General features: G+C 71.8%; 23 protein-coding genes, 1 tRNA gene, 1 pseudogene and 1 riboswitch. Of the genes and pseudogenes, 15 read left to right on the forward strand and 10 right to left on the reverse strand.

Annotated elements, in window-relative coordinates; genetic code table 11:
• The coding region (locus ACTHMS_RS06350) for an SDR family oxidoreductase (RefSeq protein ID WP_440305827.1) at positions 1-665 on the forward strand (665 nt) is incomplete at its 5' end.
• A complete protein-coding gene (locus tag ACTHMS_RS06355; protein ID WP_440305828.1) occupies positions 662-1528 on the forward strand; it encodes a MaoC/PaaZ C-terminal domain-containing protein in 867 nt (288 codons plus the stop codon). The genes ACTHMS_RS06350 and ACTHMS_RS06355, both read left to right, overlap by 4 nt.
• Before the next feature lie 344 nt (positions 1529-1872).
• Here ACTHMS_RS06355 and ACTHMS_RS06360 read toward each other — a convergent pair whose 3' ends face one another.
• A complete protein-coding gene (locus tag ACTHMS_RS06360; RefSeq protein WP_440305829.1) occupies positions 1873-2748 on the reverse strand; it encodes an SDR family NAD(P)-dependent oxidoreductase in 876 nt (291 codons plus the stop codon).
• Positions 2745-4283, reverse strand: coding sequence for a flavin-containing monooxygenase (locus ACTHMS_RS06365; protein ID WP_440305830.1), 1539 nt, complete (start codon positions 4281-4283; stop codon positions 2745-2747). The genes ACTHMS_RS06360 and ACTHMS_RS06365 overlap by 4 nt, the downstream gene beginning before the upstream one ends.
• A gap of 75 nt (positions 4284-4358) precedes the next feature.
• Between ACTHMS_RS06365 and ACTHMS_RS06370 the strand changes: the two genes are divergently transcribed.
• Genes ACTHMS_RS06370 through ACTHMS_RS06380 form a run of 3 tightly spaced genes read left to right on the forward strand, consistent with a single transcriptional unit; the run spans position 4359 to position 6950 of the window.
• Positions 4359-5006 carry a TetR/AcrR family transcriptional regulator gene (locus ACTHMS_RS06370; RefSeq protein ID WP_440305831.1) on the forward strand — a complete coding sequence of 216 codons (648 nt, stop codon included), beginning with the start codon at positions 4359-4361 and terminating at the stop codon, positions 5004-5006.
• 49 nt (positions 5007-5055) lie between these two features.
• On the forward strand, positions 5056-6147 hold the full coding sequence (locus tag ACTHMS_RS06375; RefSeq protein WP_440305832.1) for a branched-chain amino acid aminotransferase: 1092 nt from the start codon (positions 5056-5058) through the stop codon (positions 6145-6147).
• A 32-nt stretch (positions 6148-6179) separates the two neighbouring features.
• Positions 6180-6950, forward strand: a complete 771-nt coding sequence (locus ACTHMS_RS06380; RefSeq protein ID WP_440305833.1) for a maleylpyruvate isomerase family mycothiol-dependent enzyme — start codon at positions 6180-6182, stop codon at positions 6948-6950.
• A 4-nt stretch (positions 6951-6954) separates the two neighbouring features.
• Here the strand turns inward: ACTHMS_RS06380 and dcd are convergent, their stop codons facing one another.
• Positions 6955-7533, reverse strand: coding sequence for a dCTP deaminase (gene dcd, locus ACTHMS_RS06385; protein ID WP_440305834.1), 579 nt, complete (start codon positions 7531-7533; stop codon positions 6955-6957).
• Between the two features lie 37 nt (positions 7534-7570).
• Positions 7571-8491, reverse strand: a complete 921-nt coding sequence (locus ACTHMS_RS06390; protein ID WP_440305835.1) for a haloalkane dehalogenase — start codon at positions 8489-8491, stop codon at positions 7571-7573.
• Between the two features lie 159 nt (positions 8492-8650).
• On the opposite strand from ACTHMS_RS06390, the gene ACTHMS_RS06395 reads away from it, so the two are divergent.
• From ACTHMS_RS06395 to ACTHMS_RS06415, 5 genes are all read left to right on the forward strand, one after another.
• The gene (locus ACTHMS_RS06395) at positions 8651-9343 is read left to right on the forward strand and encodes a hypothetical protein (protein ID WP_440305836.1); all 693 of its coding nucleotides are present in this window, start codon (positions 8651-8653) and stop codon (positions 9341-9343) included.
• Positions 9344-9473: 130 nt separating this feature from the next.
• The gene (locus ACTHMS_RS06400) at positions 9474-9848 is read left to right on the forward strand and encodes an STAS domain-containing protein (protein ID WP_440305837.1); all 375 of its coding nucleotides are present in this window, start codon (positions 9474-9476) and stop codon (positions 9846-9848) included.
• On the forward strand, positions 9845-10318 hold the full coding sequence (locus ACTHMS_RS06405; protein ID WP_440305838.1) for an ATP-binding protein: 474 nt from the start codon (positions 9845-9847) through the stop codon (positions 10316-10318). The genes ACTHMS_RS06400 and ACTHMS_RS06405 overlap by 4 nt, the downstream gene beginning before the upstream one ends.
• A gap of 41 nt (positions 10319-10359) precedes the next feature.
• The gene (locus tag ACTHMS_RS06410) at positions 10360-11541 is read left to right on the forward strand and encodes a PP2C family protein-serine/threonine phosphatase (protein ID WP_440305839.1); all 1182 of its coding nucleotides are present in this window, start codon (positions 10360-10362) and stop codon (positions 11539-11541) included.
• A complete protein-coding gene (locus ACTHMS_RS06415; protein WP_440305840.1) occupies positions 11538-12560 on the forward strand; it encodes a cobalamin-dependent protein in 1023 nt (340 codons plus the stop codon). Before ACTHMS_RS06410 ends, ACTHMS_RS06415 begins: the two co-directional genes overlap by 4 nt.
• Here the strand turns inward: ACTHMS_RS06415 and ACTHMS_RS06420 are convergent.
• Together ACTHMS_RS06420 and ACTHMS_RS06425 are read right to left on the reverse strand one after the other, a co-directional pair.
• Positions 12536-13579, reverse strand: a complete 1044-nt coding sequence (locus tag ACTHMS_RS06420; protein WP_440305841.1) for an esterase/lipase family protein — start codon at positions 13577-13579, stop codon at positions 12536-12538. The genes ACTHMS_RS06415 and ACTHMS_RS06420 overlap by 25 nt on opposite strands.
• Before the next feature lie 70 nt (positions 13580-13649).
• A complete protein-coding gene (locus ACTHMS_RS06425) occupies positions 13650-14966 on the reverse strand; it encodes an alpha-hydroxy-acid oxidizing protein (RefSeq protein ID WP_440305842.1) in 1317 nt (438 codons plus the stop codon).
• A gap of 114 nt (positions 14967-15080) precedes the next feature.
• Between ACTHMS_RS06425 and ACTHMS_RS06430 the strand changes: the two genes are divergently transcribed.
• The gene (locus ACTHMS_RS06430) at positions 15081-15389 is read left to right on the forward strand and encodes a hypothetical protein (RefSeq protein WP_440305843.1); all 309 of its coding nucleotides are present in this window, start codon (positions 15081-15083) and stop codon (positions 15387-15389) included.
• Positions 15390-15391: 2 nt separating this feature from the next.
• Here the strand turns inward: ACTHMS_RS06430 and ACTHMS_RS06435 are convergent, their stop codons facing one another.
• Positions 15392-16237: an SDR family NAD(P)-dependent oxidoreductase gene (locus ACTHMS_RS06435; RefSeq protein ID WP_440305844.1), complete on the reverse strand. Its 846-nt coding sequence runs from the start codon at positions 16235-16237 to the stop codon at positions 15392-15394.
• 237 nt (positions 16238-16474) lie between these two features.
• On the opposite strand from ACTHMS_RS06435, the gene ACTHMS_RS06440 reads away from it, so the two are divergent.
• Positions 16475-16548: transfer RNA gene (locus ACTHMS_RS06440), tRNA-Gly, on the forward strand.
• Here the strand turns inward: ACTHMS_RS06440 and ACTHMS_RS06445 are convergent.
• From ACTHMS_RS06445 to ACTHMS_RS06455, 3 genes are read right to left on the reverse strand one after another with little or no spacing between them, the layout of a single operon-like run.
• On the reverse strand, positions 16500-17729 hold the full coding sequence (locus ACTHMS_RS06445) for a tyrosine-type recombinase/integrase (protein ID WP_440305849.1): 1230 nt from the start codon (positions 17727-17729) through the stop codon (positions 16500-16502). The genes ACTHMS_RS06440 and ACTHMS_RS06445 overlap by 49 nt on opposite strands.
• Positions 17726-17929, reverse strand: coding sequence for an excisionase family DNA-binding protein (locus tag ACTHMS_RS06450; protein WP_440305845.1), 204 nt, complete (start codon positions 17927-17929; stop codon positions 17726-17728). Before ACTHMS_RS06450 ends, ACTHMS_RS06445 begins: the two co-directional genes overlap by 4 nt.
• A gap of 58 nt (positions 17930-17987) precedes the next feature.
• Complete coding sequence (locus ACTHMS_RS06455; RefSeq protein WP_440305846.1) at positions 17988-19055, reverse strand: nuclease-related domain-containing protein; 1068 nt, start codon at positions 19053-19055, stop codon at positions 17988-17990.
• Positions 19056-19308: 253 nt separating this feature from the next.
• On the opposite strand from ACTHMS_RS06455, the gene mobF reads away from it, so the two are divergent.
• The 3 genes and pseudogenes from mobF to cobN all read left to right on the forward strand — a co-directional run.
• Positions 19309-22305, forward strand: coding sequence for a MobF family relaxase (gene mobF / locus ACTHMS_RS06460; RefSeq protein ID WP_440305847.1), 2997 nt, complete (start codon positions 19309-19311; stop codon positions 22303-22305).
• Between the two features lie 220 nt (positions 22306-22525).
• A riboswitch (cobalamin riboswitch) is annotated at positions 22526-22646 on the forward strand.
• Positions 22647-22875: 229 nt separating this feature from the next.
• Entirely contained in the window at positions 22876-24378 is a 1503-nt protein-coding gene (locus ACTHMS_RS06465) for a cobyric acid synthase (protein WP_440305848.1), read from the forward strand.
• 5 nt (positions 24379-24383) lie between these two features.
• A pseudogene (cobN, locus tag ACTHMS_RS06470) lies at positions 24384-24779 on the forward strand (cobaltochelatase subunit CobN); the annotation flags it as partial.

The following is a 24779-nucleotide window of genomic DNA, read 5'->3' on the forward strand; positions in this document are numbered from 1 at the left end:
CCCGCGACGGAGCGCGGGTCGTTGCGGCCGACCTGCCGGCCGCGGGCGAGCGCCTGGTGAGCGTGGCCAACCGCATCGGCGCCGCGACGCTGCAACTCGACATCGCAAAAGCCGACGCGCCGGCCACCCTGCTCGGACATCTGGGAGAGCGGTACGGGGGCGTCGACATCCTGATCCACAACGCCGGGATCACCCGCGACAAGCTGCTTGCGAACATGAAGCCCGAGCAGTGGGACTCGGTGCTCGCGGTCAACCTCGAGTCGCAGCTGCGCATCAACGCGGCGCTGCTCGGCTCGGATGCACTCAACGACCAGGCTCGGGTCGTGTGCCTCTCGTCGACGACCGGGCTCGCCGGCAACCGCGGCCAGACGAACTACGGCGCCACGAAGGCCGCCGTCATCGGTCTGGTGCGCGCCTACGCAGACGCGTTCGCCGCCAAGGGCTCGTCGACGATCAACGCGGTCGCGCCGGGCTTCATCGAGACCGACATGACGGCCGCGATGCCGCTCGCGACCCGTCAGGTCGCCCGTCGGCTCTCGTCGCTGCAGCAGGGTGGCCTGCCGATCGACATCGCCGAGGCCGTCTCGTTCCTGTCGTCGCCGGGCGCCGGTGGCATCAACGGGCAGACGCTGCGCGTGTGCGGGCAGAACTTCCTGGGGGCGTGACGGTGGCGTCGTCGACGACCTCGGTGCGCGAGTTCACGTCGTCGCCGTCGTTGGGCCCGCTGTTCGCCAAGGCGGCGCTGATGGGCCCGCTGCATCGCGGCGGATCGCTGCCGACGGACGTGTACCGGCTGGCCGACGTCACCATCGACGCCGATCACCTGGCGGCCTACCAGCAGGTGTGCGGGTTCCGGGTCACGGACGTGCTGCCGCCGACCTACCTGCACATCCTCGCGTTCCCGCTGTCGGTCGAGCTGATGACGCAGCGCGCGTTCCCGTTCCCGCTCATCGGGTCGGTGCACGTGAACAACACGATCGAGGTGCGGCGTCCGGTCCTGGCGGGGGAGACGCCGTCGTTCGAGGTGCGTGTCGCCGACCTGCGTCCGCACCCGGCCGGGCAGCAGTTCGACGTGCTGGCGGACGTCACGATCGCCGGCGAGCCCGTGTGGTCGTCCCGCTCGACCTACCTGCGGCGCGGGGCGTCGTCCGGCGAGAAGTCGCCGCGGCCCGCCGCGGTGCCCGAGCCGACGGGGGTCACCCGGTTGCGCGTGCCCTCGGACATCGGGCGGCGCTACGGCGCCGTGTCGGGTGACCGCAACCCGATCCACCTGACCGGGCTGACGGCGAGGGCCTTCGGCTTCTCGTCGGCCATCGCGCACGGCATGTGGCTCAAGGCGCGCACGCTCGCCACCCTCGAGGGACGCCTGCCCGACGCCTACGACGTCGACGTGGCGTTCAAGACCCCGGTCTTCCTGCCGTCGACGATCGCCGTGTCGACGCCGTCGCGCGGGTCCGGGTTCGAGCTCGACGTCCGCAACGCCCGCAACGGCAAGCCGCACCTCGCGGGGACGATCACGCCTCGCTGACCGCGTCCAGGGACGCGCCTGTCCCGCTGGGCCTCGGCCCGCACGCGGGTGTGGCGCCGCTGTGGGCGGACGCGCCGGGCCGGAACCCGCAGCGTGGCCACGCACTGCTCGGGTGCCGGGGCCGAGCGGACACGGCAGCGTCGGGACGCGCTTGTCCCGCTGCTCCGGCAGAACCGGACGCCGTGTCCCGCTGCTCCGGGATTTCCGACCCCGATGTCCCGGTGCTGCGGGATAAAGGCAGCCTCGGCAACGGCGGAGGCCCGACCCGACGGATCGGGACGGGCCGCGGCGTGTGTGCCCGATGCGCGGGCCCCGGCGGGCGCTCAGCAGCGGGCGCGGACAGCTCAGCGGCGCGCGGTGGCCTTCTCGCCGACGGCCTTGAGCGGCGCCGCGACGGCAGGCGGCAGGAGGCGGCGGGCGCCGGCGGCGAGCACGCGTTGGTAGCGCGGGCCGACCAGCCGGATCAGCTTGTCGAAGATCTTCGCGTCGAGGCCGATCAGCGCACGCGGCGACTCGCGCCGCACCGCGGCGAGGATCTGCTTTGCCGCCGACTCGGGCGAGGTCTTGGCGAGCTTGGCGTCGAAGACCTCGGCGAGCTGCTTGACGTCGTGCCCCTCGACCGCGCCGGCGTTGCGCGCGATGGCGGTCTTGATGCCGCCGGGGTGCACGCAGGTCACCGCGACCGGACGCGAGTTGACCAGCATCTCCTGGCGCAGCGCCTCGGTGAAGCCGCGCACCGCGAACTTCGCCGAGTTGTACGCGGCCTGGCCAGGCACCGAGAAGAGCCCGAACACCGAGCTGATGTTGACGACGTGTCCGTCGCCCGAGGCGATGAGGTGCGGCAGGAACGCCTTGGTGCCGTTGACGACGCCCCAGAAGTCGACGTCCATGACGCGTTCGATCTGCTCGAACGTCATGTCCTCGATGTCGCCGGTGAAGGCGATGCCCGCGTTGTTGAAGATCAGGTTCACCGTGCCGAAGTGCTCGGCCACGGTCGCCGCGTAGAGCAGCACGGCGTCGCGGTCGGTGACGTCGAGGCGCTGCGAGTGCACCGGCGCGCCGATGAGCTCGACCTTCCGCGCCGTCTCGGCGAGGCCGGCGGTGTCGACGTCGCTGATCGCGACCTTCGCCCCGAGCCGGGCCAGTTCGTAGGCCAGCGCGCGCCCGATGCCCGAGCCCGCGCCGGTCACCACGGCGACCTTGCCGCGTACGTCCGTCATGCCGTCGTCCTCTCCGAGGTCCTGCTGGTCGTGTACGCCGCCACGTCGAAGCGACGGGTGGCGAGCCGGAACTCGAAGGTGAAGCCCGGCCAGAGGGTGGTGTTGCGTCCGTGCTTGTCGAGGTACCACGACGAGCAGCCGCCCGTCGACCAGATGGTGCGCTTCATGCGCTGCTGCAGGTCGTCGTTGAACCGCTGCTGCGCCGCGCGCCGGATCTCGAAGCGGGTGATGCCCTGGTCGTCCATGGTGTCGAGGGCGCTCAGCAGGTAGTTGATGTGCGACTCGATCATGAAGATCATCGACGAGTGCCCCAGCCCGCAGTTCGGGCCGACGATGAGCAGCATGTTCGGGAAGCCGGCGACCGCCGCACCCTTGTAGGCCTGCTGCCCCTCGGTGTCCCAGACCTGGCCCAGGCTGCGGCCGTCGACCCCCGTCATGCGCCAGAACATCGGCGAGTCGGTGACGTGGAAGCCGGTGGCGAAGACGATCGCGTCGACCTCGTGCACGGTGCCGTCGCTGGTCACGATCGAGTCGGACCGGATCTCGGCGATGCCGCCCGTCTCGAGCGAGACGTTGTCGCGCGCGAGCATCGGATACCAGTCGTTGCTGATGAGGATGCGCTTGCAGCCGATCCGCCAGTCGGGCGTCACCGCCGCGCGCAGCGCCTTGTCCTTGATCGCCTTGTCGATGTTGTGCTTGGCGATCTGCTGCGCCGCCATGAGCAGCGCGGGGGTGAGGCCGCTGAAGCCGAGCATGTAGCTCTCGCGTCCCCAGTAGATCGCCTCACGCGCGAGGCGCTGCAACCCGGGCACGTGCTGGTAGGCGAAGCTCTCGACCGCCGGGTAGGTGCGGTCGTGGCGCGGCATCACCCACGGCGCGGTGCGCTGGAAGACGGTGAGGTGCCCGACCTGCTCGGCGAGCTTCGGCCCGGCCTGGATGGCCGACGCGCCGGTGCCGATCAACGCGACGCGCTTGCCGCGCAGGTCGACCGAGTGGTCCCAGCGCGCCGTGTGCATGACGTGGCCGCGGAACGAGTCGGCGCCGGGGATGTCCGGCAGGGACGGCTCGGCGAGTGCGCCGACGGCGGGCACGAGGACCTTCGTGCTGAAGTTGCCGTTGGTGGTGTCGACCAGCCAGCGCTGCGACGCCTCGTCCCAGGTGGCCTGCAGCATCTCGGTGTCGAAGCGGTGCTTGTCGAGCACACCGGCGTCCCGCGCGGTCTGCCGCAGGTACTTCTGGATTTCGCCCTGCGGCGAGAACGACCGCGACCAGTTCGGGTTCAGCGCGAACGAGTACGAGTACAGGTGCGAGGGCACGTCGCACGCCGCGCCGGGGTAGGTGTTGTCGCGCCAGGTGCCGCCGACCTCGGACGCACGCTCGAGCACGAGGAAGTCCTCACGACCCTGCTGGGCGAGGCGGATGGCGGCGCCGAGGCCCGCGAACCCACTACCGACGATGAGCACGCCGACCTCGCGGCGGCCGGAGCCGACGCTCGCCGCGGCGGTGTCGGGCCGGGCCGGGAGTGTGTGTGTCATGGCGTTACAGTAGAGCCTTACTGAACGTCGGTCAAGAGCTTCCTGGCTCGCGTTCAATAAGGCTATCCTGGACGCGTGACCGCCGCCAAGCGAGTGAGGCTCAGCCCCGAGGCCCGCCGCGCCCAGCTGATCGAACTCGGTGTCGAGATGCTGGCCACCCGCACCCTCGACGAGCTGTCGGTCGAGGAGATCGCCGCGCAGGCGGGCATCTCGCGCGGCCTGCTGTTCCACTACTTCGCCTCGAAGCAGGACTTCCACCTCGCGGTCGCGCGCGCCGCCGCCGCCGAGATGCTGGCGCGCACGGAGCCCGACCGCTCGCTGCCGCTGCTCGATGCGCTGCAACACGCGCTCACGAACTTCGTCGACTACGTCGAGGAGAACCCCGACAGCTACAAGTCGCTCGTACGCGGCGCGGCGTCGGGCGACGCCGACATGCGGGCGATCTTCGACGAGACCCGCGCGACGCTGGCGCAGCGGGTGGTCGACATCGTCGGCGAGCTCGGCTTCGAGCTCACCCCGCGGGCGACGCTCGCCGTGCACGGCTGGGTCGCCTTCGCCGAGGAGTGCGTGATCCGCTGGATCGAGCACCGCGCCGTCGACCGCGACGAGCTGCTGACCATGCTGACCAAGGCGCTGCCCTCGGTCGTGCTGGCCGCGACCGACGAGGAGGTCGGCACGCTCGTCCAGCTGCTCACCTCGCAGCAGGCGATCGCCGGAGGCTGACAGGAAATCGAGGGTCTTTCCCCGCGTCCGGAAACTAGGATGACGGACCATGGCCCTTCGCATCACCCGCAACCCGTCCCCGCGCAGCGACGCCGAGCGCGCCGAGATCCTCGCCGCACCCGGCTTCGGCCGGTACTTCACCGACCACATGGTGCGCATCGACTGGACCGCGGCCGACGGGTGGGGCGACGTCGAGGTCATGCCCTACGGCCCGCTCACCCTCGACCCGGCGACCGCCGCCCTGCACTACGGGCAGGAGATCTTCGAGGGGCTCAAGGCGTACCGGCAGCCGGACGGGTCGGTGGCGACCTTCCGTCCCGAGGCCAACGCCCGCCGCTTCCAGCGCTCGGCGCAGCGGCTCGCCATGGCCGAGCTGCCGACCGAGCTGTTCGTCGAGTCGCTGCAGGCGCTCGCCGAGATCGACCGGGCGTGGGTGCCGGACGACCCGGCGGAGTCGCTCTACTTCCGCCCGTTCATGATCGCGACCGAGGTCGGGCTCGGCGTGAACAGCCCGTCGTCGTCCTACACCTACCTGCTCATCGCCTCGCCCGCCGGCGCGTACTTCAAGGGCGGCGTGAAGCCGGTGAAGGTGTGGCTCTCGACCGAGTACACCCGCGCAGCGCCGGGCGGCACGGGCGAGGCGAAGTGCGCCGGGAACTACGCCGCCGCGTTCGTCGCGCAGGCGCACGCCACCTCGCAGGGGTGCGACCAGGTCGTCTGGCTCGACGCCGCCGAGCACCGGTGGGTCGAAGAGATGGGCGGCATGAATCTGTACTTCGTGTACGGCTCCGGCTCGTCGGCCCGCATCGTCACGCCGTCGCTGACCGGCACGCTGCTGCCCGGCGTCACCCGCGACTCGCTGCTCACGCTCGCCGGCGACCTCGGCATCACCGCCGAGGAGGGCAAGATCTCGACCGACGAGTGGCGCGAGGGCAACGCGTCCGGCGCGCTCACCGAGGTCTTCGCGTGCGGTACCGCCGCGGTCATCACCCCGGTCGGGTCGGTGAAGTCGGCGACCGACGAGTGGACGGTCGGCGACGGCACGCCCGGCCCCATCACGATGCAGCTGCGCGAGCACCTGCTCGGCCTGCAGACCGGCACGAAGCCCGACCCGCACAGCTGGATGCACAAGCTCGTCTGAGCGGGGCGGCCGCGATCGGGTAGGCATCGGTCATGACCTCGAACCCGGCCCGGCACCGTGCCGACCTCATGACCACCGACGACCTGCTCGGCCAGCTGCAGGCCGACGCGGCCGCCCTGGCCGGCGCGGCCTCGGTCGCCGGGCTCGACACGAAGGTCGAACACCTCGACTGGACGGTGCGCGAGGTCGTCGCGCACGTCGGCGGCGTGCATCGCTGGGCGGCGGACGTGGTCGGCGAGCGGCGCACCTCGACCGACACCGAACTCGGCCGGGCCGTCGGTACGACGGCTCCTGACGACGCCGAGCTGCTCGACTGGTTCACCGCGGGCGCGGCGTTCCTGCTCGAGACGCTGCGGGCGACCCCGGCCGGGGTGAGCCTGCCGACCTTCCTGCCCGCGGCGTCGCCGCTCGAGTTCTGGGTGCGGCGGCAGGCGCACGAGACGGCCATCCACCGCGTCGACGTCGAGTCGGCGGCCGGTGACGTCACGCCGTTCGCCACCCGCTTCGCCGAGGACGGGCTGGCCGAACTGCTGCTCGGCTTCGCGGCGCGCCGCAGCAACCGCCTCGACCGCGCGGCCACGATGGCGCTGCGCTCGGACGACGGGCCGTCGTGGACCGTCCGGTTCGGTGGCGAGCGCACGCAGGCCGAGCGGGCGGACGCGGCCGACGCCGACCTCGTCGTCGCCGGCACGTCGTCCGACCTCTACCTCTGGCTCTGGAACCGCCCGTCGGCCGCCCGCCTGCAGGGCGACGACTCACTGGCCCGGGCGTGGGCCGACACGGTGCAGGTGCGCTGGACCTGACCGGTCAGGCGGTCGGCCAGCGCCGGAAGTTCTGGTACGACCGGCTCGGTGTGGGCCCGCGCTGCCCCTGGTAGCGCGAGCCGTACACCGCCGACCCGTACGGGTGCTCGGCCGGTGACGACAGCCGGAACAGGCACAGCTGGCCGATCTTCATGCCCGGCCAGAGGGTGATCGGCAGGTTCGCCACGTTCGACAGCTCGAGCGTGATGTGGCCGCTGAAGCCCGGGTCGATGAACCCGGCCGTCGAGTGCGTGAGCAGGCCGAGTCGGCCCAGGCTCGACTTGCCTTCCAGCCTGGACGCGATGTCGTCCGGCAGCGTCACGACCTCGAGCGTCGACCCGAGCACGAACTCGCCCGGGTGCAGCACGAACGGCTCGTCGCCCTTCGGCTCGACGAGCGTGGTGAGGTCGTCCTGCTGCTGCGCCGGGTCGATGTGCGTGTACTGACTGTTGTTGAACACGCGGAAGAAGCGGTCGAGCCGCACGTCGACCGACGAGGGCTGGACGAGCCCGGCGTCCCACGGGTCGATGACGACGCGTCCGGACTCGACCTCGGCGCGGATGTCGCGGTCGCTCAGCAGCATGGACGCAGGCTAGCGAGCCGGTCGCGGGCGCGGTCCGTCAGGACAGCGGCGTCGACTTCACGAAGCCGAGGACGTGCGCGGCGAGCACCGGCCCGGCGTCCTCCTGCAGGAAGTGCCCGGCGTCGGTGATCGTCGGGTGTTCGCGACCGGCCGTGCCTGCCATCGCCTGCTGCAGGATCGGTGCCATGGCGCCGGTGATCGGGTCGCCGTCGCTGAAGGCGACGAGCATCGGCGTGGTCGACGCGGCCAGGGTCTTCCAGGCCGCCCGGTTGGCCTCGGACGCCGGGTTGTCCGGCTGGTACGGGACGAGCCCGGGCATGGCCCGCGGGCCGGCCTTGAACGACTCGTCCGGGAACGGCGCGTCGTAGGCGGCCCGTGCCTCGTCGGTGAGCCCGCGGCGGCAGCCCGCGGCGACGAAGCGGCCGATGTCGAGGGTGGGCGCGCCCTGGACGGCCTCGCGGAACTGGTGCCAGATCTCGGGCATGTCCTGGTCGCCGGTCGGCAGGCCGGTGTTGGCCGCGACGATGCGGGCGAAGCGGTCGGGGTGCTCGGCGGCCAGGCGCAGGCCGATGAGGCCGCCCCAGTCCTGGCAGACGAGCGTGACGCGCTGCAGGTCGAGGACGTCGAGGACGAGCGAGCGCACCCACTCGACGTGGCGCGCGTAGCTGTGGTCGTCGACCGAGGCGGGCTTGTCCGACCGGCCGAAGCCGACGAGGTCGGGAGCGATGACGCGCAGCCCGGTGTTGTCGGCGAGCACCGGCATCATCTTGCGGTACAGGTAGCCCCACGTCGGCTCGCCGTGCAGCAGCAGCACCGGCTCGCCGTCGGCCGGCCCGACCTCGACCCAGGCCATGCGCAGCGTCCCGCCGTCCTGATCCGGCACATCGGCGTACTGCGGCTCGTACGGGAAGTCGGTGAGGCCGGCGAAGCGCTCGTCCGGCGTCCGGAGCGTGTCCATGACCCGAACCTACGCGGAAGCTGCGCGTGACCGCTGTCGGGGCCGAGGTCCCGATCGATCCGGTCCCAAATTCTTCGTCTCTCGTAGAACCGCCTGCTGATCCAGAGCGAACTCACAGCGGAAGCCGCCGTGGGGCGGCTCGAACAGGAGGCTGGTCGCGTGAAGACCACAGGCAAGTTCCGCCGTCGCGTGGGCGTCATCGCCGCGTCGGCCGCCGTGCTCGTGACGGGTGGCGCCGCGCTCTCGCTCGCGGCGACGAGCGCCCCGCCGAGCAACGGCACCAGCGTGGGCCACGGCATCAACGAGTTCGGCTCGACCGTCGGCTTCTACAAGGGCCACGGCGTGCGCTTCAACTACTCGCGCGGCTTCTACTGCGACACGTCGGTGTCGTCGGCCGCGAGCACCGGCTGCGAGGCGGGCGCCCAGTGGAAGAAGGCCCCGAGCCCGCAGCACGACCCGCTGTACGTCACCGTGCCGCTGGGCTTCTCGGTGCCGCGCTCCCACATCCACTGCCCCAGCAACCTGGTCTGCGTCGACCACGGCGGCACCATCGACCTGAGCCGTCTCGAGCCGGCCCTCAAGCCGCTGTTCCCGTCGCTCACCGACGCGCAGCTCACCGACGCGCTCAAGAACTACGCGCTGCCGGAGCACGACCACTTCGTGACCGACCTGAACAACCGGAAGCCGGAGTGGTGGGACGTGCGCGTCATCGGCGTGCTCAGCCCGAAGACCATGGCGGCGATCCGCGCCCACGGTTCGTACGGCTACATCGCGTCGCTGATCAAGAAGGGCGACAAGACGGTCGTCGGCCCGATCCCGACCAACGAGTTCCTCTACTTCCGCGCCTTCTAGTCGGCGCTCGGGAATTCGTCCCAGCAGTCACACCCGCCCCCTGTGCCCCCAAGCACAGGGGGCGGGATTGTCTACCCCGAGATTTCCGGGCCTAATCTGGGAAGGAACGTCTGGACGAGGAGGTGACGAGATGGAAGCGTCGGCCGTCCGAGGGGACGACCCGGTCGTGGTGGCGATGGCAGGGGAGCTCGACTCCTCCGATCCCACGTGGGCGGAGCCGCTCGACGACGCCCTGGCCGCGGGCGAGCTTCGGCTCGTCGTCGACCTGCTCGACGTCTCGTTCATCGACTCGTCCGTGGTGCAGGCGCTCGTCAGCGCCCACCGCACGGTCGGCCAGGACGGTTGGGTCCGGGTCGTCTACACCCACCACCTCATCAAGCGGGTCATCGAGATCTGCGGCCTGTCCGAGATCTTCCCGCAGTACACGACCGTCGACGCCGCACTGCGGTCGTCGCCGAGCCGACTGACCACCGCACGCGCCATGCACCAAGGGGAGCGGCCATGAACCGCGCGGAGCAGAGCATCGTGCTGCCGCCGATACCGACGAGTGCGCGGCAGGGTCGCGAGTTCGCCCGACAGACCCTCGCCGCGTGGAACCTGGGCGAGCTGTCCGACGACGTCGCGCTCGGCGCGACCGAGCTCGTCACCAATGCGGTGCGGCACGCCGGCACCGACATCGTCCTGAAGCTCGTGCTCGACGGTCGGGTCATCGTGTCCGTCCGTGACGGCGAGCCCGCGCTCGACCATCCGCTCGTCGGCCACATGGCCGACCCGTACGCGACCTCGGGCCGCGGCCTGCACCTCGTGGCGGCGATCAGCACCGACTGGGGGGTGACCACGCTCGACGACGGCAAGGAGGTGTGGTTCGCCCTCGCCCTGCCCGCCAGCGGGGGGCAGGACGCCGACGTCTTCGAGCTCGACGACCGCCGGCACGACGAGGACACGACTCGTTCCGACCCGGGCGTCGCCATCTGACCGCGGTCGAGGACGGCGAGCGCACCCGCTTCGCCCTGCGGGTGGCCGACGCCCTGGCCGGTTCGCTGAACCTGCGCCGCACGTTGGCCTGCGTCGTCCACCTCGTCGTGCCGGATCTCGGGTCGTGGGCCTCGATCGTCGTCTCCGACGGCACCATGCTGCGGCGGATGGACACGGGCGGCGCCGACGACTTCGCGCGCGGCGCGCAAGCCCGCACGGTCCGGTCGCTCGACCCGGACGTCGTCGCCGTGCTGCAGCGCGCCGGGGCGCAGGCGCAGGTGCTCGAGGCGCCGCTGCCCGAGGCGGTGCGCGCGGCCTGGCAGGTACCGGCCGTGCCGGACGCCGGTGCGCTGGTCACGGCGCCGCTGTCGACCGCCGCGATCGGACGCGCCGCCCTCGCCGTCTGGACACCCGCGGCCACCGCCCACGAGACCGCGGTGCTGCTCGAGGACCTCGCCCGCCGCGCGTCGATCGCCATCACGGCCGCCGGCGTGTACGAGGAACGGGCGACGCTGGCCTCGACGCTGCGCGCGTCGCTGCAGCCGGCCGCACTGCCCGCGCTGCCGGGGGTCGAGCTCGGCGCGTCGTACCGGGCGGCGCAGGAGACCACCCAGATCGGCGGCGACTTCTACGACGTCTGGCCCCAGGCGGACGGCAGCTGGACGCTGGCCATCGGTGACGTCTGCGGCAAGGGGGTCGAGGCGGCGGTGCTCACCGGCAAGGTGCGGCAGTCCCTGCGCATCGCCGCGCGCATGATCGACGACCCGGCCGCGACCCTGCGCCTGCTCAACGACACGCTGCTCGCCGAGGGCGGCACCAAGTTCGTCACCGCGGTCTACGGGGTGGTGCGGCCGGGCGAACATGGCCTGCGCGCGCGCATCGCCGTGGCCGGTCATCCGCCGCCGCTGCTGCTGCACGACGGACACGTGACGACGCTGCCGTGCGAGGGCACGCTGATCGGCATGCTGCCGGAGGTGAACCTGGTGCCCTACGAGCTCGACCTCACTCCGGGCGACACGCTCGTCTGCTACACCGACGGCGCCACCGAAGCCCGGGGCGAGGGTGGGCTGCTCGGTGTCGAGCCGCTCGAGGAGCTGCTCGCCGACTGCGCCGGGCTCACCGCGCAGGCGGTCACCGAGCGGCTGATGCAGCGGGTGCTGGAACATCTCGGCGGCCGCCCGCACGACGACATCGCCATCGTCGCCGTGCGGTGTGCCTCGTGAACCTCACCGAGTACTGGGCGGCCCTCGAGGAAGGCGACGCCCAGCTCGCGGTGAAGCTCGCCGAGCGGGCGCTCGAGGACGGTGAGCCGCTGCTCGACGTGCTCGACGTGGTGTGCGCGGCCCAGGCGGAGGTCGGCCGGCTCTGGGCCGCCGACGAGTGGAACATCGCGCAGGAGCACCGCGCGACCAGCATCAGCGAGGAGGTCGTCGACGCGCTCGCCAACCGCGTGCAGCCGACCGAACGGCGCGGCTCGATCGTGATCACGTGCGCCGACGGCGAGTGGCATGCACTGCCGTCGCGGGTGCTCAGCACCGCGTTCCGCGGCAGCGGCTACGCGGTCACCTTCCTCGGCGCGTCGGTGCCCGCACGCCACCTCGCCCAGCTGCTGCACGAGGTCGGCCCGGACGTCACGGCCATCTCGTGCGCGCTGGCGACCCGCCTGCCTGCCGCGCGGGAGATGATCGAGGCTTCGCGGGGTGCCGGCATCCCCGTGCTCATCGGCGGCCGTGGCTTCGGCACCGACGGCCGGTGGGGACTCGCGCTCGGTGCCAACGCCTGGGCGCCGGACGCCCGCAGCGCGGTGCGGCTCGTCGAGCGCGGCGGCCTGCCCGTCTTCGTCACGCCGCCGCCGCGCCACCGCGCACCCGCCGACGTCCTGGCTCTGCTGCGCCGCCGCCGCACCGAGATCGTGCACGAGAGCCTGCAGCGCATGATGGCCGACGTGCCGACGGTGGCGCGCTACAACGCCTACCAGCGCGGTCGTGCCGAGGAGGACCTCGAACACATCCTCGACTTCCTCGCCGCCGCGCTCTACGTCGACGACGCCAGCGTGTTCACCGAGTTCATTGATTGGCTGCGCGAGGTGCTGACGGCGCGCGGCGTGCCGACGACCACGCTCGTCGAGGGGCTGCAGATCGTGAGTGCGGTGCTCGCGTCCGAAGCGGGGCCCTATGACCGCGCGCTCGACATCCTGCGGCTCGGTGCCGAGCTGCTTCAGCAGCCGGACGCGAAGACGTAGCAGGGCAGCTTCGGCTCGGCCGTGACCTCCGGCGCCCCGACCGGGTTCACCGGCGCGGCGACCCCGATGAGACCGGGCAGCGCCTGCAGCTGCTGCAGGTAGAAGCCGGCCGTCGTCGGGTCGACCCCGGGCTGGTAGAGCCGGGTGCAGACGCTGCGGTCGATACGGCCAGGCCGTGCCGGCCCGGCGTGGTTCAGGGCGTCCATGACGAGCGCGTAGGTGGCCGGGTCGACGGTGCCGACGTAGAGGTGCTCGTCGATGTCGAGCGGGCAGATGTCCTGCGTCGAGACGTTGGTGATCGCCCCGCCGCCGGTGTGCAGCGCGGAGGCCGAGACGGCGTCGCTGTAGTTGGGCTGCACGACCTCGTCGGTGTGGGTGAAGATCTCGGTGTAGCTGATGCCGCGGAACGTCTCGGCGGACGAGTTCAACGCCTTGATGAACTTGGCGTCCGCGCCCTGCTGCCACGAGGCGGGCGGCAGCGTGGTGCCGGGCAGGTGCGGCAGCGCGGTCGTGCCGTGGGTCGAGCCGGCCATGCCGATCACGTCGTCGACCATGTGCCGCGTGCCCGGCCAGAAGCGCAGGGCCCAGCGCATCGACATGCCGCCCTGGCTGTGCCCGAGGATCGCGATGCGCCGTCCCGCCTTCGCGTACATGAACCGGATGGCGTGCACGAGGTACTGGCCGGCGACGGTGATGTCGCCGAGCGTGTGGTACGGCATGGTCACCGCGCACCACGGCCGGTGCTGGGCGGTGAACGCGCGCTCGTAGTTCCACGAGTAGTTCTGCTCGGGCGTCACCCCGGTGGCCGGGTTCAGCAGCACCGGCTCGAGCCGACCGGCGGCGAGGTTGCCGTGGCACAGCAGCGACGCGGCGAGCTTCGCCGCGGGGACGGTGAGCCGCGGGCCGGGACGGTTCAGCGGCGCGTAGGCGGTGGCGGCCGAGGCGCCGCTCGGGGCGACGGCGACCGCGGTCGTGACGGCGGTGACGGCAGCGGCGAGCAGGGCGAGGGCGCGCTTCATGCCGTCCATCGTGCGGTGCCTCGCGTCCCCGGATCTTGACCGTGCGCGACAAACCGCGACCGGCCGCCGTTCAGAACGACGGGTTGGGGCGCACGAAGCGTTCGTCGATCTCGGCGATCGAGCGCGCGCCGGAGAGCGCCATCGTGAGGTCGAGTTCGGCGACGACGTTGCGCACGACCTCCTCCACCCCGCGCTGCCCGGCGATCGCGAGGCCGTACATGTGTGGTCGGCCGAGCAGCACCGCGTCGGCACCCAGTGCGAGGGCGGTGAAGACGTCGGCGCCGGTGCGGATGCCGCTGTCGAGCAGCACGGTCGGCCCGCGGCCGATGGCGGCGCGGATGTCGATCAGCGCGTCGAGCGAGGCGACCGCGTTGTCGACCTGCCGACCGCCGTGGTTGCTGACGACGATCGCGTCGACGCCGAGGTCGAAGGCGCGGCGGGCGTCGTCCGGGTGCAGGATGCCCTTGAGCACGACCGGCAGCCGGGTGCGGTCGCGCAGCGTCGCGAGGTGGTCCCAGCTCAGCCCGGGGTTCGAGTAGATGTCCAGGAAGGTCTCGACCGAGGCCCGGGGCTCGGGCGAGCGGAGGTTGTCGAGGAACCGGCCGGGGTGGTTGCGGCTCATCTGCAGCAGCGTGCGCACGGCCCCGAGGGTGACCTCGACGTCCTGCTTCACCGCCCGCTTGATCCGCTCGGCGACGATCTCGCGGAACCGCGGGTCGGACGTGTACTGCGCGATGCCGAGCCCCTTCGCGAACGGCAACGAGCCGAGGTTGAGGTCCTGCGGCCGCCAGCCGAGGATCGTCGTGTCGAGCGTGACCACGACGGCCTCGGCGCCGATCGCCTCGGCCCGGTGCAGGATGCTGTCGACCAGGGCCTCGTCGGTGCTCCAGTAGAGCTGCACCCACTTCGGCGTCGCGCCCATCGCCGCCGCGGAGTCCTCCATCGGGTTGCAGCCCTGGTTGCTGAAGATGTACGGGACGCCGGTGGCGGCGGCCGCCCGCGCGATCTGCAGGTCGCTGTCGGCGCCCATGAGCGCCCCGGCCCCGACCGGCGCGAGCAGCAACGGGCTGGTGAGCCGGGTGTTCACGACGGTGGTCGACAGGTCGCGCGTGGTGTGCCCGTGCGCCATGCGCGGCACGGTGACCCAGCGGTCGAACGCGCGGCGGTTGTTGCGCATCGTCCGCCCCTCGCCGGCGCCACCCGCGACGTAGGCCCACGCCTCCGCCGAACTCGCCGCGCGCGCCGCCCGCTCGAGGGTGGCGAAGTCGGTCGGGACGACGGGTCGCCGGCCGAGCACACCCTGTCGGTAGATCGACGTCTGCCGGTCGCGCCCGGGGCCGGTCGTCGCGGCCGCGGCCGGCGCCGCGTGCTCCTGCTCGATGGTCACGGCGATGCGTCCTCTCGTCGGCCTCACGTGCGCGGTCACCGTCACCCTAGGCCCGCGTCACCGGCCGCCCGCGGGGTCGTTGGTCAGGATGTCCGCCGCAGAAGGGAGACCCCGATGCTCGCCACCGAACCGCGTGACCGCGCCGATGCGTGGAGCACCGCGTCCGCCCTGGCCGCGAGCGTGGCGGACGCGGCGGCGTTCGGCGAGCCGGCCGGCGCGACGATCGACGGCCTCGGACGATGGTTGCGCCGCCACGACGCCGACGAACTGCGGGCCCACCGCGACGACGTCGACCGCATGCTCGACCTGCTCGGCCCGCGTCGCGCGGCCCTGGTGGTGCGGTGGCTGATGGCGCACGCGGACGACGCCGCCGCCCGGGCGTTCTGGGCGGGCCTGCGGCGCCACCTGCACGCCGTGGCCTGAGCTCACATCACCCGGCTGCGCACCGCGTCCAGCGAGCGGGGGCTCATCGAGTCGGTGAGGTCGAGCAGCGGGCTGAACACCGGCCGCAGCCGGCGCGGCCGCCGCACGACCGCGTCGACGACCGTGCGCCCGGCCTGCTCCGACGTGAGGGCCGGGACTCTCCGGTAGAGCCGGGTCGGCGCGATCATCGGTGTGCGCACCAGCGGCATGCGGATCGTCGTGAACAGGATGCCGTCGGCCAGCAGTTCGCCCTGGACGCTGTCGCTCCACGCCTCGAGTGCGGCCTTCGACGCGACGTAGCCCGCGAACCGCGCGGGGCGCACCTGCACCGCCCAGGTCGAGATGTTCACGATGTGCCCGCTGCCGCGCTCGCGCATCGTGGGCAGCAACCCGAGCGTCAGCCGGATCGCCGCCAGGTAGTTCAGCTGCAGCTGCCGCTCGAAGTCGTGGAACCGGTCGAGCGACTGCATGACCGGCCGGCGGATCGAGTGCCCGGCGTTGTTCACCAGCACGTCGACGCCGCCGTGCTGCGCGATCACGTCGGCGACGACGGCGTCGAGCGCGGCGAAGTCGGTGAGGTCGCAGGGGTGCGCCGCGGCCCGGCCGCCCTCGTCCGCGATCTCCTTCGCGAGGCGCTGCAGCGTCTCGGCGCTGCGCGCGACGAGCAGGACGTGTGCCCCGGCCGCTGCGAGCTGGCGGGCGGCCGCCTCGCCGATGCCGGACGACGACCCGGTGACCATGATCGTCCTCCCACGCACCGCCTGCTCGACGGCGTCGGTGCCGAGCTGCTTCTGCCAGCCGCTCACGCCCGTCGGCGTCACGAGCACGCGATTGACGGCTTCGGCCACGACACGCACCCCGCGGTTCACCATGCGACATGTCTAGCCGAGGTCGTCGTCGTGCGCGCGTCCGGAGCCTCGGCACGGGCCCCCTGTCCGGATCGTGATGCCGCCAGCGGGCCCTGGGCCTGTTCGACCATCCGGGTCGGCCGAGCCGACTGGATCTTGATGCTGTCAGCGGGCTCCAGCCGGCGGCGACATCCCGGTCGGTGGCGCTGCACCGGGACGATAGGATCGTCACGCTCTGCGGGTGTAGTTCAATGGCAGAACATCAGCTTCCCAAGCTGACAGTGCGGGTTCGATTCCCGTCACCCGCTCCACGCTGGAGGCCCCGGATCTCGGGGCCTTCGTCATTTCCGAGATCAACTCGGGACGCGCCGACGGGCTCGCGTGCCACACGCGTGCCACTTCGTGCGGTGAGCATGTTGTCCAGCGCATCGGCGACGACGCGGTCACGTTGCGACGTGGTGTGCAGATAGATCTGCGCCGCACGGGTGCTGGCGTGGCCCATCCGGGCCATGAGATCGGACATCGTCGCCCCGGCCTGGGCGGCCAGCGTATTGCCGGTGTGCCGCAGGTCGTGGAAGTGGACGCCGGTAAGTCCGGCGGCCTCGAGCCCCTGCTGCCACGCCTTCTGGAAGTTGCTGCGGCGCAGCGGTGCGCCCTTCGGGCCCGCGAAGACGAGGTCGGTCGGGCTCGGGCCGACGAAGCTCTCGAGGTGGCGGCGCAGGTCGGGCAACAGCTGGGTGGGGACGGCGACGACGCGACGGCCGGCGGCAGTCTTCGGCGGCCCGGTGACCAGCTCGCCGGTGCCGAGCTCGACCTGGGCGACACGGATGTCGATCATCCCGGTGTCGACGTCGAGATGCTGGCGCTGCAGCGCGGCGAGCTCGCCGAACCGCATGCTCGCGAAGGTGCCGAGCATCACGAGCGCGCGGTACCGGGCCGGCATGCCGTCGGCGAGCGCGAAGACCTGCTCGACGGTGAGGGTCGGCCGTTCCGGCGGCCGTTCGGCCGACGCACCGCGGATGCGGCAGGGGTTGTCGCGCAGCAGCCGGTCTTCGACGGCGGTCGCGAGGACGGTGCGGAGCAGGCGGTACGCCTTCGCGGTGGTGGTCGGCGAGACGCCCGCTTCGATGAGGTCGGCCCGCCACGAGCGGATGCGCGCGGGGGAGAGGTCGACGAGCGGCATCGCGCCGAGCGTCGGATTGATGTGCCGGCGGACGAGGCCCTCGTACAGCTGCCGCGTCTTCGGCCGGAGGTTGGCGCGCTCCTTGACCCACCGGGTCGCGTAGTCGCTCAAGGCCACGAGGCCGGCGTCCGGGTTGACCCAGTCGCCGTTTGCGATCAGCAGTTCCTCCTGCGCGAGCCAGCGATCGGCGTCGGCTCGGCGCTCGAACGTGATCGGCGCCGGACGCATCAAGCCGTCCTCGCCGCGGTAGCGCGCCTGCCAGCGACCGGACGGGAGCCGGCGGATGCTGCCGAAGCGGCGCTTGATCATCGGCCGGCCCGGGTGCGCCGCAGCAGCACCGGCTCGACGACGCCGGCACCGACGAACCCGTCGAGTACCCGCTCGGCGATCCGTACATGCCGGCCGACGCGGATGAACTGGATCCGCCGCTCGTTGATGAGCCGGCGGATGAAGCGCTCCGACGTGTTCAGCCGCTCGGCTGCCTCGGGAACGGTCAAGAGTCTGTCCATCACGTACCTCCGCGATCCTCGGGTCTCACCCTGAGGCCCTGACGTCGGGGGAACGTCCTCAGCCGATCGCCTCGGCGATGGCTGCCAGGACGCCGGCTGCGATAACCGCCGCCAACCACGCATCGGCGACGAGCCTGATCACCTTGATGCGCCGAGCGAAGAGGCCTGCGGCTACCGCGGCCACACCGACCGGCAGCGTCAACCATCGCCAGCCGTGCGAGAGCGGCTCGAGCACGATCAGACAGCCGGTCAGCGCCGCGATCACGCAACCGCAAGCGATCCAGACCCCGCGCTCGATACTGGGTGCCAGCGTCTCGGCGTCGGCGACGTGCCGGTCACGCTTGGCCAACTGCTCGATCGCTGCCGCGACCAGCTTGTCGAGCGCATCCGGCGCAACCGACTGCCCAGTCTGCTCGACCCGACGACGCCAGGCCGCCGCCGTGCGTCGACCGGTGATGATGTGAACGCCGTCGATGACGACCGGTTCCTCAGGCGGCGGCCCCTGCGCCGGCTCCGCGTCCCACAGGAACAACACCGACTGCACCGTGCAGCGGGCAGCACGGACCTCGTTCCAGAGCTCGACCTGCCGCGCATTCCGCTTGACCTGGGTCAGCGCGTCGGCGAGGAGCCGATCTGTGCCGTCGAGCCGGTAGGTGGTCCGGCTCCATTTGGTCTCGACCACGATGACACCCGCCGGCCCGATCAACAGATGATCGATCTCGCTGCCGAGGAGGTAGTGGTTGAGCAACCGCCAGCCCGAGCGCTGCAGCGGTCGAAGCTCCGACGCCGTCCAATGTTCGGCGGTCGCGCCCATCCGCGTCCAGGCCGAACCGCTTGCCTGCATGGTCATCACGCACAGGCTCGCAAGGGCCGCGGTTGCCAGTGCGCCGACGACCAGGCCGCGCACGAATCCGGCCGGCACGAGGAACGCGACGCTGGTGATCAGCCCGGCCGCGACGAGCAGCATGACGGCGAAGACCCGCCAGACCCGCTGCACGAAGGCCAGCTCACGCCGTGCCGCTTCGCCACGAGCCCACGACCCGGCGCGTTGATCCCCGGCGAGCCGGCGCTGCTCGAGGCGGGCGGAGATCGCGTGCCGTCGAGGCTTCTCGCGCGCATCGGTCACCCGAAGATCATCGCCGTCCGCGCAAGCCCCGCCAGCCTCCCGACCAAGGTCATCCCGAGGACCGCTCCTCGCCATCGCGACCCCTGACCCAAGCCGCTACGCCATCCGCACCATCACCTGCACGCCTCACCGCCTCCACGCGTCTGGCATCGAGATGCGGCCACGGCCGGTCACCTCCCGTTGCGGTCACCCAACGGCGGGCCCTGTAGGGCGTGACGGTGTCGATCCGGCGGTTGAGTCGGGGGGGGGGTACGTGTCCCTGCTCCGCCCGGGCGCGCGCGGTGACGTCACCGCACCGGCCGCGTCGCCACTGACGCGGTACTACGCCGAGTCGGGGACGCCGCCGGGCTATTGGCTCGGTTCCGGGCTCGCCGGTCTGGGTGACGGTGCAGGTCTGGCGGTCGGCAATGAGGTGTCGCAGCGGCAGTTGTTCCACCTGCTCGGGATGCTCGAGGACCCCATCACCGGGCAGCCGCTCGGGCGTCTCCCGCAGCGATTCCCGGCCCCGCTGGGCCAGCGGATCGCCGCTCGCGTCGACGCCGTCCCGGCGGACCTGGACGACGCGGCGCGGGCGGAGGCGGTCGCTGCGATCGAGGCTGAGGAGCGGGTTCGGGAGCGGTCGATCAAGCGGCCGGTCGCCGGGTTCGACCTGACGTTCTCGGTCCCGAAGTCGGTCTCGGCGGTCTGGGCGGTCGCCGACCCCGCGACCCAGGCCGCGATCCACGCCGCGCACCGCGACGCCATCCGCATGGTGCTGGGGTGGGCGGAGGAGCAGGTGTTCTGCTCCCGCACCGGCGCGAACGGCGTGCTGCAGGAACCGGTCCGCGGGGTCGTCGCGGCGGCGTTCGATCATTGGGACAGCCGGGCCGGCGACCCGCACCTGCACACCCATGTGGTGGTCGCGAACCGTGTCCAGACCCTCGACGGGGTGTGGCGGACGCTCGATTCGCGGACGCTGCACAAGTACGTCGTCGCGCTGTCCGAGCTCCACGAAGGCGTCGTCCAGGATCTCCTCGCTGCGCGGCTCGGGTACGCGTGGGCCGAGCACGCGCGCCGGCATTCGCCGGTGCCGCGGCACGACATCGACGGCGTCCCGAGGTCGTTGGTGGAGGAGTTCTCGCGGCGGTCGCAGGACATCGAGACCACGAAGAACCAGCTCGTCGCCCGGTTCACGGCCGAGCACGGCCGGCAACCTTCCCCGGTCGAGGTGCTGCGGCTCCGCCAGCAGGCCACGCTCGAGACGAGGCCGGACAAGCAGCTGCGGACCCTCGCCGAGCAGGTCGCCGCCTGGACCGACCGCGCCCGCCTCCACATCGGCCCCGACCCGGCACGGTGGGCCGCCGGCTTGGCCGCCCGGAACGTGCTGCCGGTCCTCACTGCCGCGGACGTCGACCCGCCGATGCTCCGTGAGGCGGCCGTCGTCGCGCTCGCGACGGTCGGCCGGCGCCGGTCCACGTTCAGCCACGGCAACGTCCTCGCAGAAGTCCACCGGCAACTCCACGGCCTCCGGTTCGCCACCCCCGCCGACCGGCTCCAGGTCGCGGACCGGATGACCGACGCCGCCCTCGACCAAGCCCTCCCCCTCACACCGCCAGGCCCGGCCGTCGCGATCGGCACTCCGCGGAGGGCGCGGGAACGGGTCGCCGCGATCTTCACGACCCGCGAGATCCTCGACGCCGAGACCCGGCTGCTCGACGCCGGCCGCGACACCACAGGCCCCGCAGTCCACCCCGCCACCGTGACCCACATCCTCACTGCTTCGGTGCCGGGGCGGAGCGTCACGCTCGGGCCGGATCAGGCCGCCGCCGTCGCGGCGGTCGCGACCTCCGGCCGCACCTTAGATCTGCTGGTCGGGCCGGCCGGGACGGGCAAGACCGTCTCCCTCGCCGCGCTTCGCGCCGCGTGGGAGACCACGCACGGTCCTGGCTCGGTGCTCGGTCTCGCGCCGTCAGCCGCGGCAGCTGAGGTGCTGGCCGACGAGCTCGGCATCGACACCGAGAACACCGCCAAATGGCTCCACGAAACCACCAAGACCCCAGCCCGGCGTGCGCAGCTCGACGCCCTCGCCGACCGGATCCAGCGCGAGACCAGCAGCCCGTCCACCGTCCACGCCCGACGCCTCCACGCACGACTCAACGAACTGGAGGCGGACTGGCGGCGGTGGACACTCCGGCCCGGGCAACTTGTCCTGATCGATGAGGCCGGGCTCGCCGGCACTCTGGCCCTCGACGCCATCACCACCCAAGCCCGCCGTGTCGGGGCGAAGGTGGTGCTGGTCGGTGACCGGTGCCAGCTCGCCCCGATCGATGCCGGTGGGGCGTTCGGGATGCTTGCCGCCGACCGGCCCGACACCCCCACCCTGACCGGCGTCCGCCGGTTCACCCACGAGTGGGAACGCGACGCCAGCCTCCAACTCCGCGCCGGCGACCACGCCGCCATTGACGCATATCAAGCGCACGGCCGCATCCAGTCGGGCGACCCGAACGCCATGCTCGACCAGCTCTACCGGGCGTGGCGGGCCGACACCGACGCCGGCCTGGACACCATCATGATCGCCGACGACCATGCCTCGGTCGCCGAGCTGAACCTCCGCGCCCGCGCCGAACGGCTCGCCGCCGGCGAAGTGTCACCCGAGACGATTGACGTCGCCGCGGGCGGCGTCGCCGGTATCGGCGACCACGTCATCACCCGCCAGAACGACCGCCGCCTCCGCACCACCGACGGACGCTGGGTTCGCAACGGCGACACCTGGACCGTCCACACCGTCCACCGCGACGGCAGCCTGGTCGTGCAACGCCGCGGGGCCGCCACCGACGAGGCGAGCGTGGTCGTCCTGCCCCCGACCTACGCGACCCGGCACGTCGAGCTCGGCTACGCCACCACGACCCACCGTGCTCAAGGCCGCACCGTCGACACCGCCCACGCCCTCATCACTGCAACGACGACGCGCGAGTCTCTCTACGTCGCCGCCACCCGCGCCCGCACCAGTAACACCCTCTACGTCGACCACACCGCCGACCGCGATCCCGACACCGTCGAATGGCACGACAGCGCCGACGCAGACGAAATTCTGCGGGCCGTGCTCGATCGGACGGCCGCGGCCCTGAGCGCCCACGAGACGCTGCAACAACTCGCGGCCGGCAACCCGATCCAGGACAGGCAATCCCCCGAGTTCACAACCACCGGCGTCGCATCCAGCCCGTGGCCAGCCGCTCCAATGACGAGGTCGATCAGCGGGCCGCAGCTCTGACCTGAGCAACCAACCGAACGCCACTGATGATCATCGTCTGCTCATTCAAGTGCTCGACCATGCCGATGATGCAGTGCCCGTGGCCGACCCATGGCTGAGGACCTGAGGCATCGCGTCGCGCGGCGACCGGAGCTGAGCCCCGGCTTGGTTCCCGCGGTGTCGGCGGACGCAGTTTGTGCTTCGGACGCAGCGTGTGGCAAGGTCACCGCCGACGGCAGTGAAGGAAGTCCGGTGCGAATCCGGCGCGGTCCCGCCACTGTCACCGGGGAGCGAACCTCAACAGCCACGGCCCGAAAGGGTTGGAAGGCGAGGGAAGCTGCGATCCGGGAGCCAGGATACTTCGGCCGTCGGCACATTCCAGGGCGCGGAAACCCGTCGGAGGTCGACCATGCGTGCAGTCTCGCCACCCCCTGCATTCGTCCATCCGCCGGCGCAGCCCGTCGAGTAGATGGCACCCTCGGTCGTTCCGGCCGAAAGCACGTGGGCGCCTTCGTCGACTGACGGCTCCAAAGCCTGTACGCCGGGTGGCTGTTCCACGCGCTGTGCTGCGACGCTCGCCGGAGCTACGCGGTGAGAGGTTCGCTGCTGGTCGCGGGCGCGAGTTCGGACGCCGGCAAGAGCCTCCTGACCGCAGGCATCTGTCGCTGGCTGCGCGACCGCGACGTGCGCGTCGCGCCGTTCAAGGCCCAGAACATGTCGAACAACTCGGCCGTGACGATCGACGGCGGCGAGATAGGCCGCGCGCAGGAGATGCAGGCGCGTGCGTGCCGTGTCGAGCCCACCGTCGACATGAACCCTGTGCTGTTGAAGCCAGGCGGCGACACGCGCAGCCACGTCCTGGTGCACGGCAGGCCATTCGGCGAGGCAGGCGCGCTCGAATATCGGGACCTGAAGACCGACCTGCGGGCGGCGGTGCTGCAGTCCTACGACCGTCTCCGCACCAGCTATGAGGTGGTGATCTGCGAGGGGGCCGGCAGCCCCGCCGAGATCAACCTGCGCTCGACGGATTTGGCGAACATGTGGCTCGCGCGCGAGCGCGCCCTCCCGACTGTGGTCGTTGGTGACATCGACCGTGGCGGCGTCTTCGCCGCCCTGGTCGGCACCCTGGCTGTGCTCGAGGGACGGGACCAGTCACTCGTCGCCGGATTCCTGATCAACAAATTCCGCGGCGACGCACGCCTGCTCGCGCCAGGGCTGGATCAACTGCGCGCCTTGACCGGTCGCCCGATGTTGGGTGTCGTCCCATGGCTGACCGGCATCGGTCTGGACGCGGAAGACTCGCTCTCCTTGACCCGCACCGTGAGCGGCGGCCCACCGGTCGGGGACGAGGCTCTGCGCGTCGTCGCCGTGCGTCTGCCACGGACGTCCAACGCGACTGACCTCGACGCCCTCGGCTGCGAGCCCGGGGTCGTGGTGCAGTGGACGGTGTCGCCCGCGGAGGTGGCGGCGGCGGACCTTGCGGTGCTACCGGGCAGCCGGGCCACCGTCCGCGATCTGGCCTGGCTGCGGTCGTCCGGCATCGCCGACGTGATCGTCGAGCGGGCCCGCCGCGGCCGGCCGACCCTCGGAATCTGCGGCGGCCATCAGATGCTTGCGGCGACGATCGTCGACGAGATCGAGTCGCGGGCCGGCAAGGTCGACGGGCTCGGGCTGCTTCCGACCGAGGTCCGGTTCGCGGTCGACAAGACCGTCCGCCGCTCGCGCGGCACGTGGCGCGATGAGCTCGTCGACACGGCGTACGAGATCCATCATGGGATCACGCACGTCGTCGAGAACTGCGTGCCCTTCCTGGACGGGCAGCAGCGCGGAGCGGTCTGGGGGACGTCGTTCCACGGTGCGTTCGACAGTGACCGGTTCCGGCGGGCGTTCCTCCGCGAGGTCGCGGACGCCGCCGGCCGGCAGTTCGTTCCGGCCCCGGACACAGACGCGCGTGCGTTGCGCGAGCGCCAGCTCGACCTCGTCGGGGCGGCCGTCGCCGAGCATCTCGACACCGCCGCCGTCGAGCGGCTGATCACCGACGGGGCCCCGGCCGGGCTTCCGCCGCTGCGTACCACGCTGGGAGACCGCCCGTGATCGTCATGCTCTCCACATCGGACACCGATCTGCTCGCGGCGCACGCAGCCGACGGCGCGGTGCAGTGGCGGTGCGCCAATCCGACCCGGGTGGCTGCCGACGAGGTCCCGGCCCTGCTGGCCGGCGCTGACCTCGCGGTGGTGCGGTTGCTCGGCGGCGAGGCGACGTGGCCGGACGGGCTGGCGAGCGTTCTCGGCAGCGGTCTGCCTGTGGTGGTGCTCGGCGGTGAGGCAGTACCTGATGCGGGATTGATGGCGCAGTCGTCGGTACCCGTCGGCGTCGCGCACCAAGCCTTGAAGTACCTCGTCGAGGGCGGCCCGGAGAACATGGCGCAGCTCGCCGTCTTCCTGTGTGACACCGTCCTGCGAACCGGTCACGGCTTCGCCCCACCGACGGTGATG

The sequence above is a fragment of the Jatrophihabitans sp. genome, assembly GCF_051960575.1.
Lineage (GTDB): Bacteria > Actinomycetota > Actinomycetes > Mycobacteriales > Jatrophihabitantaceae > JBQCEE01.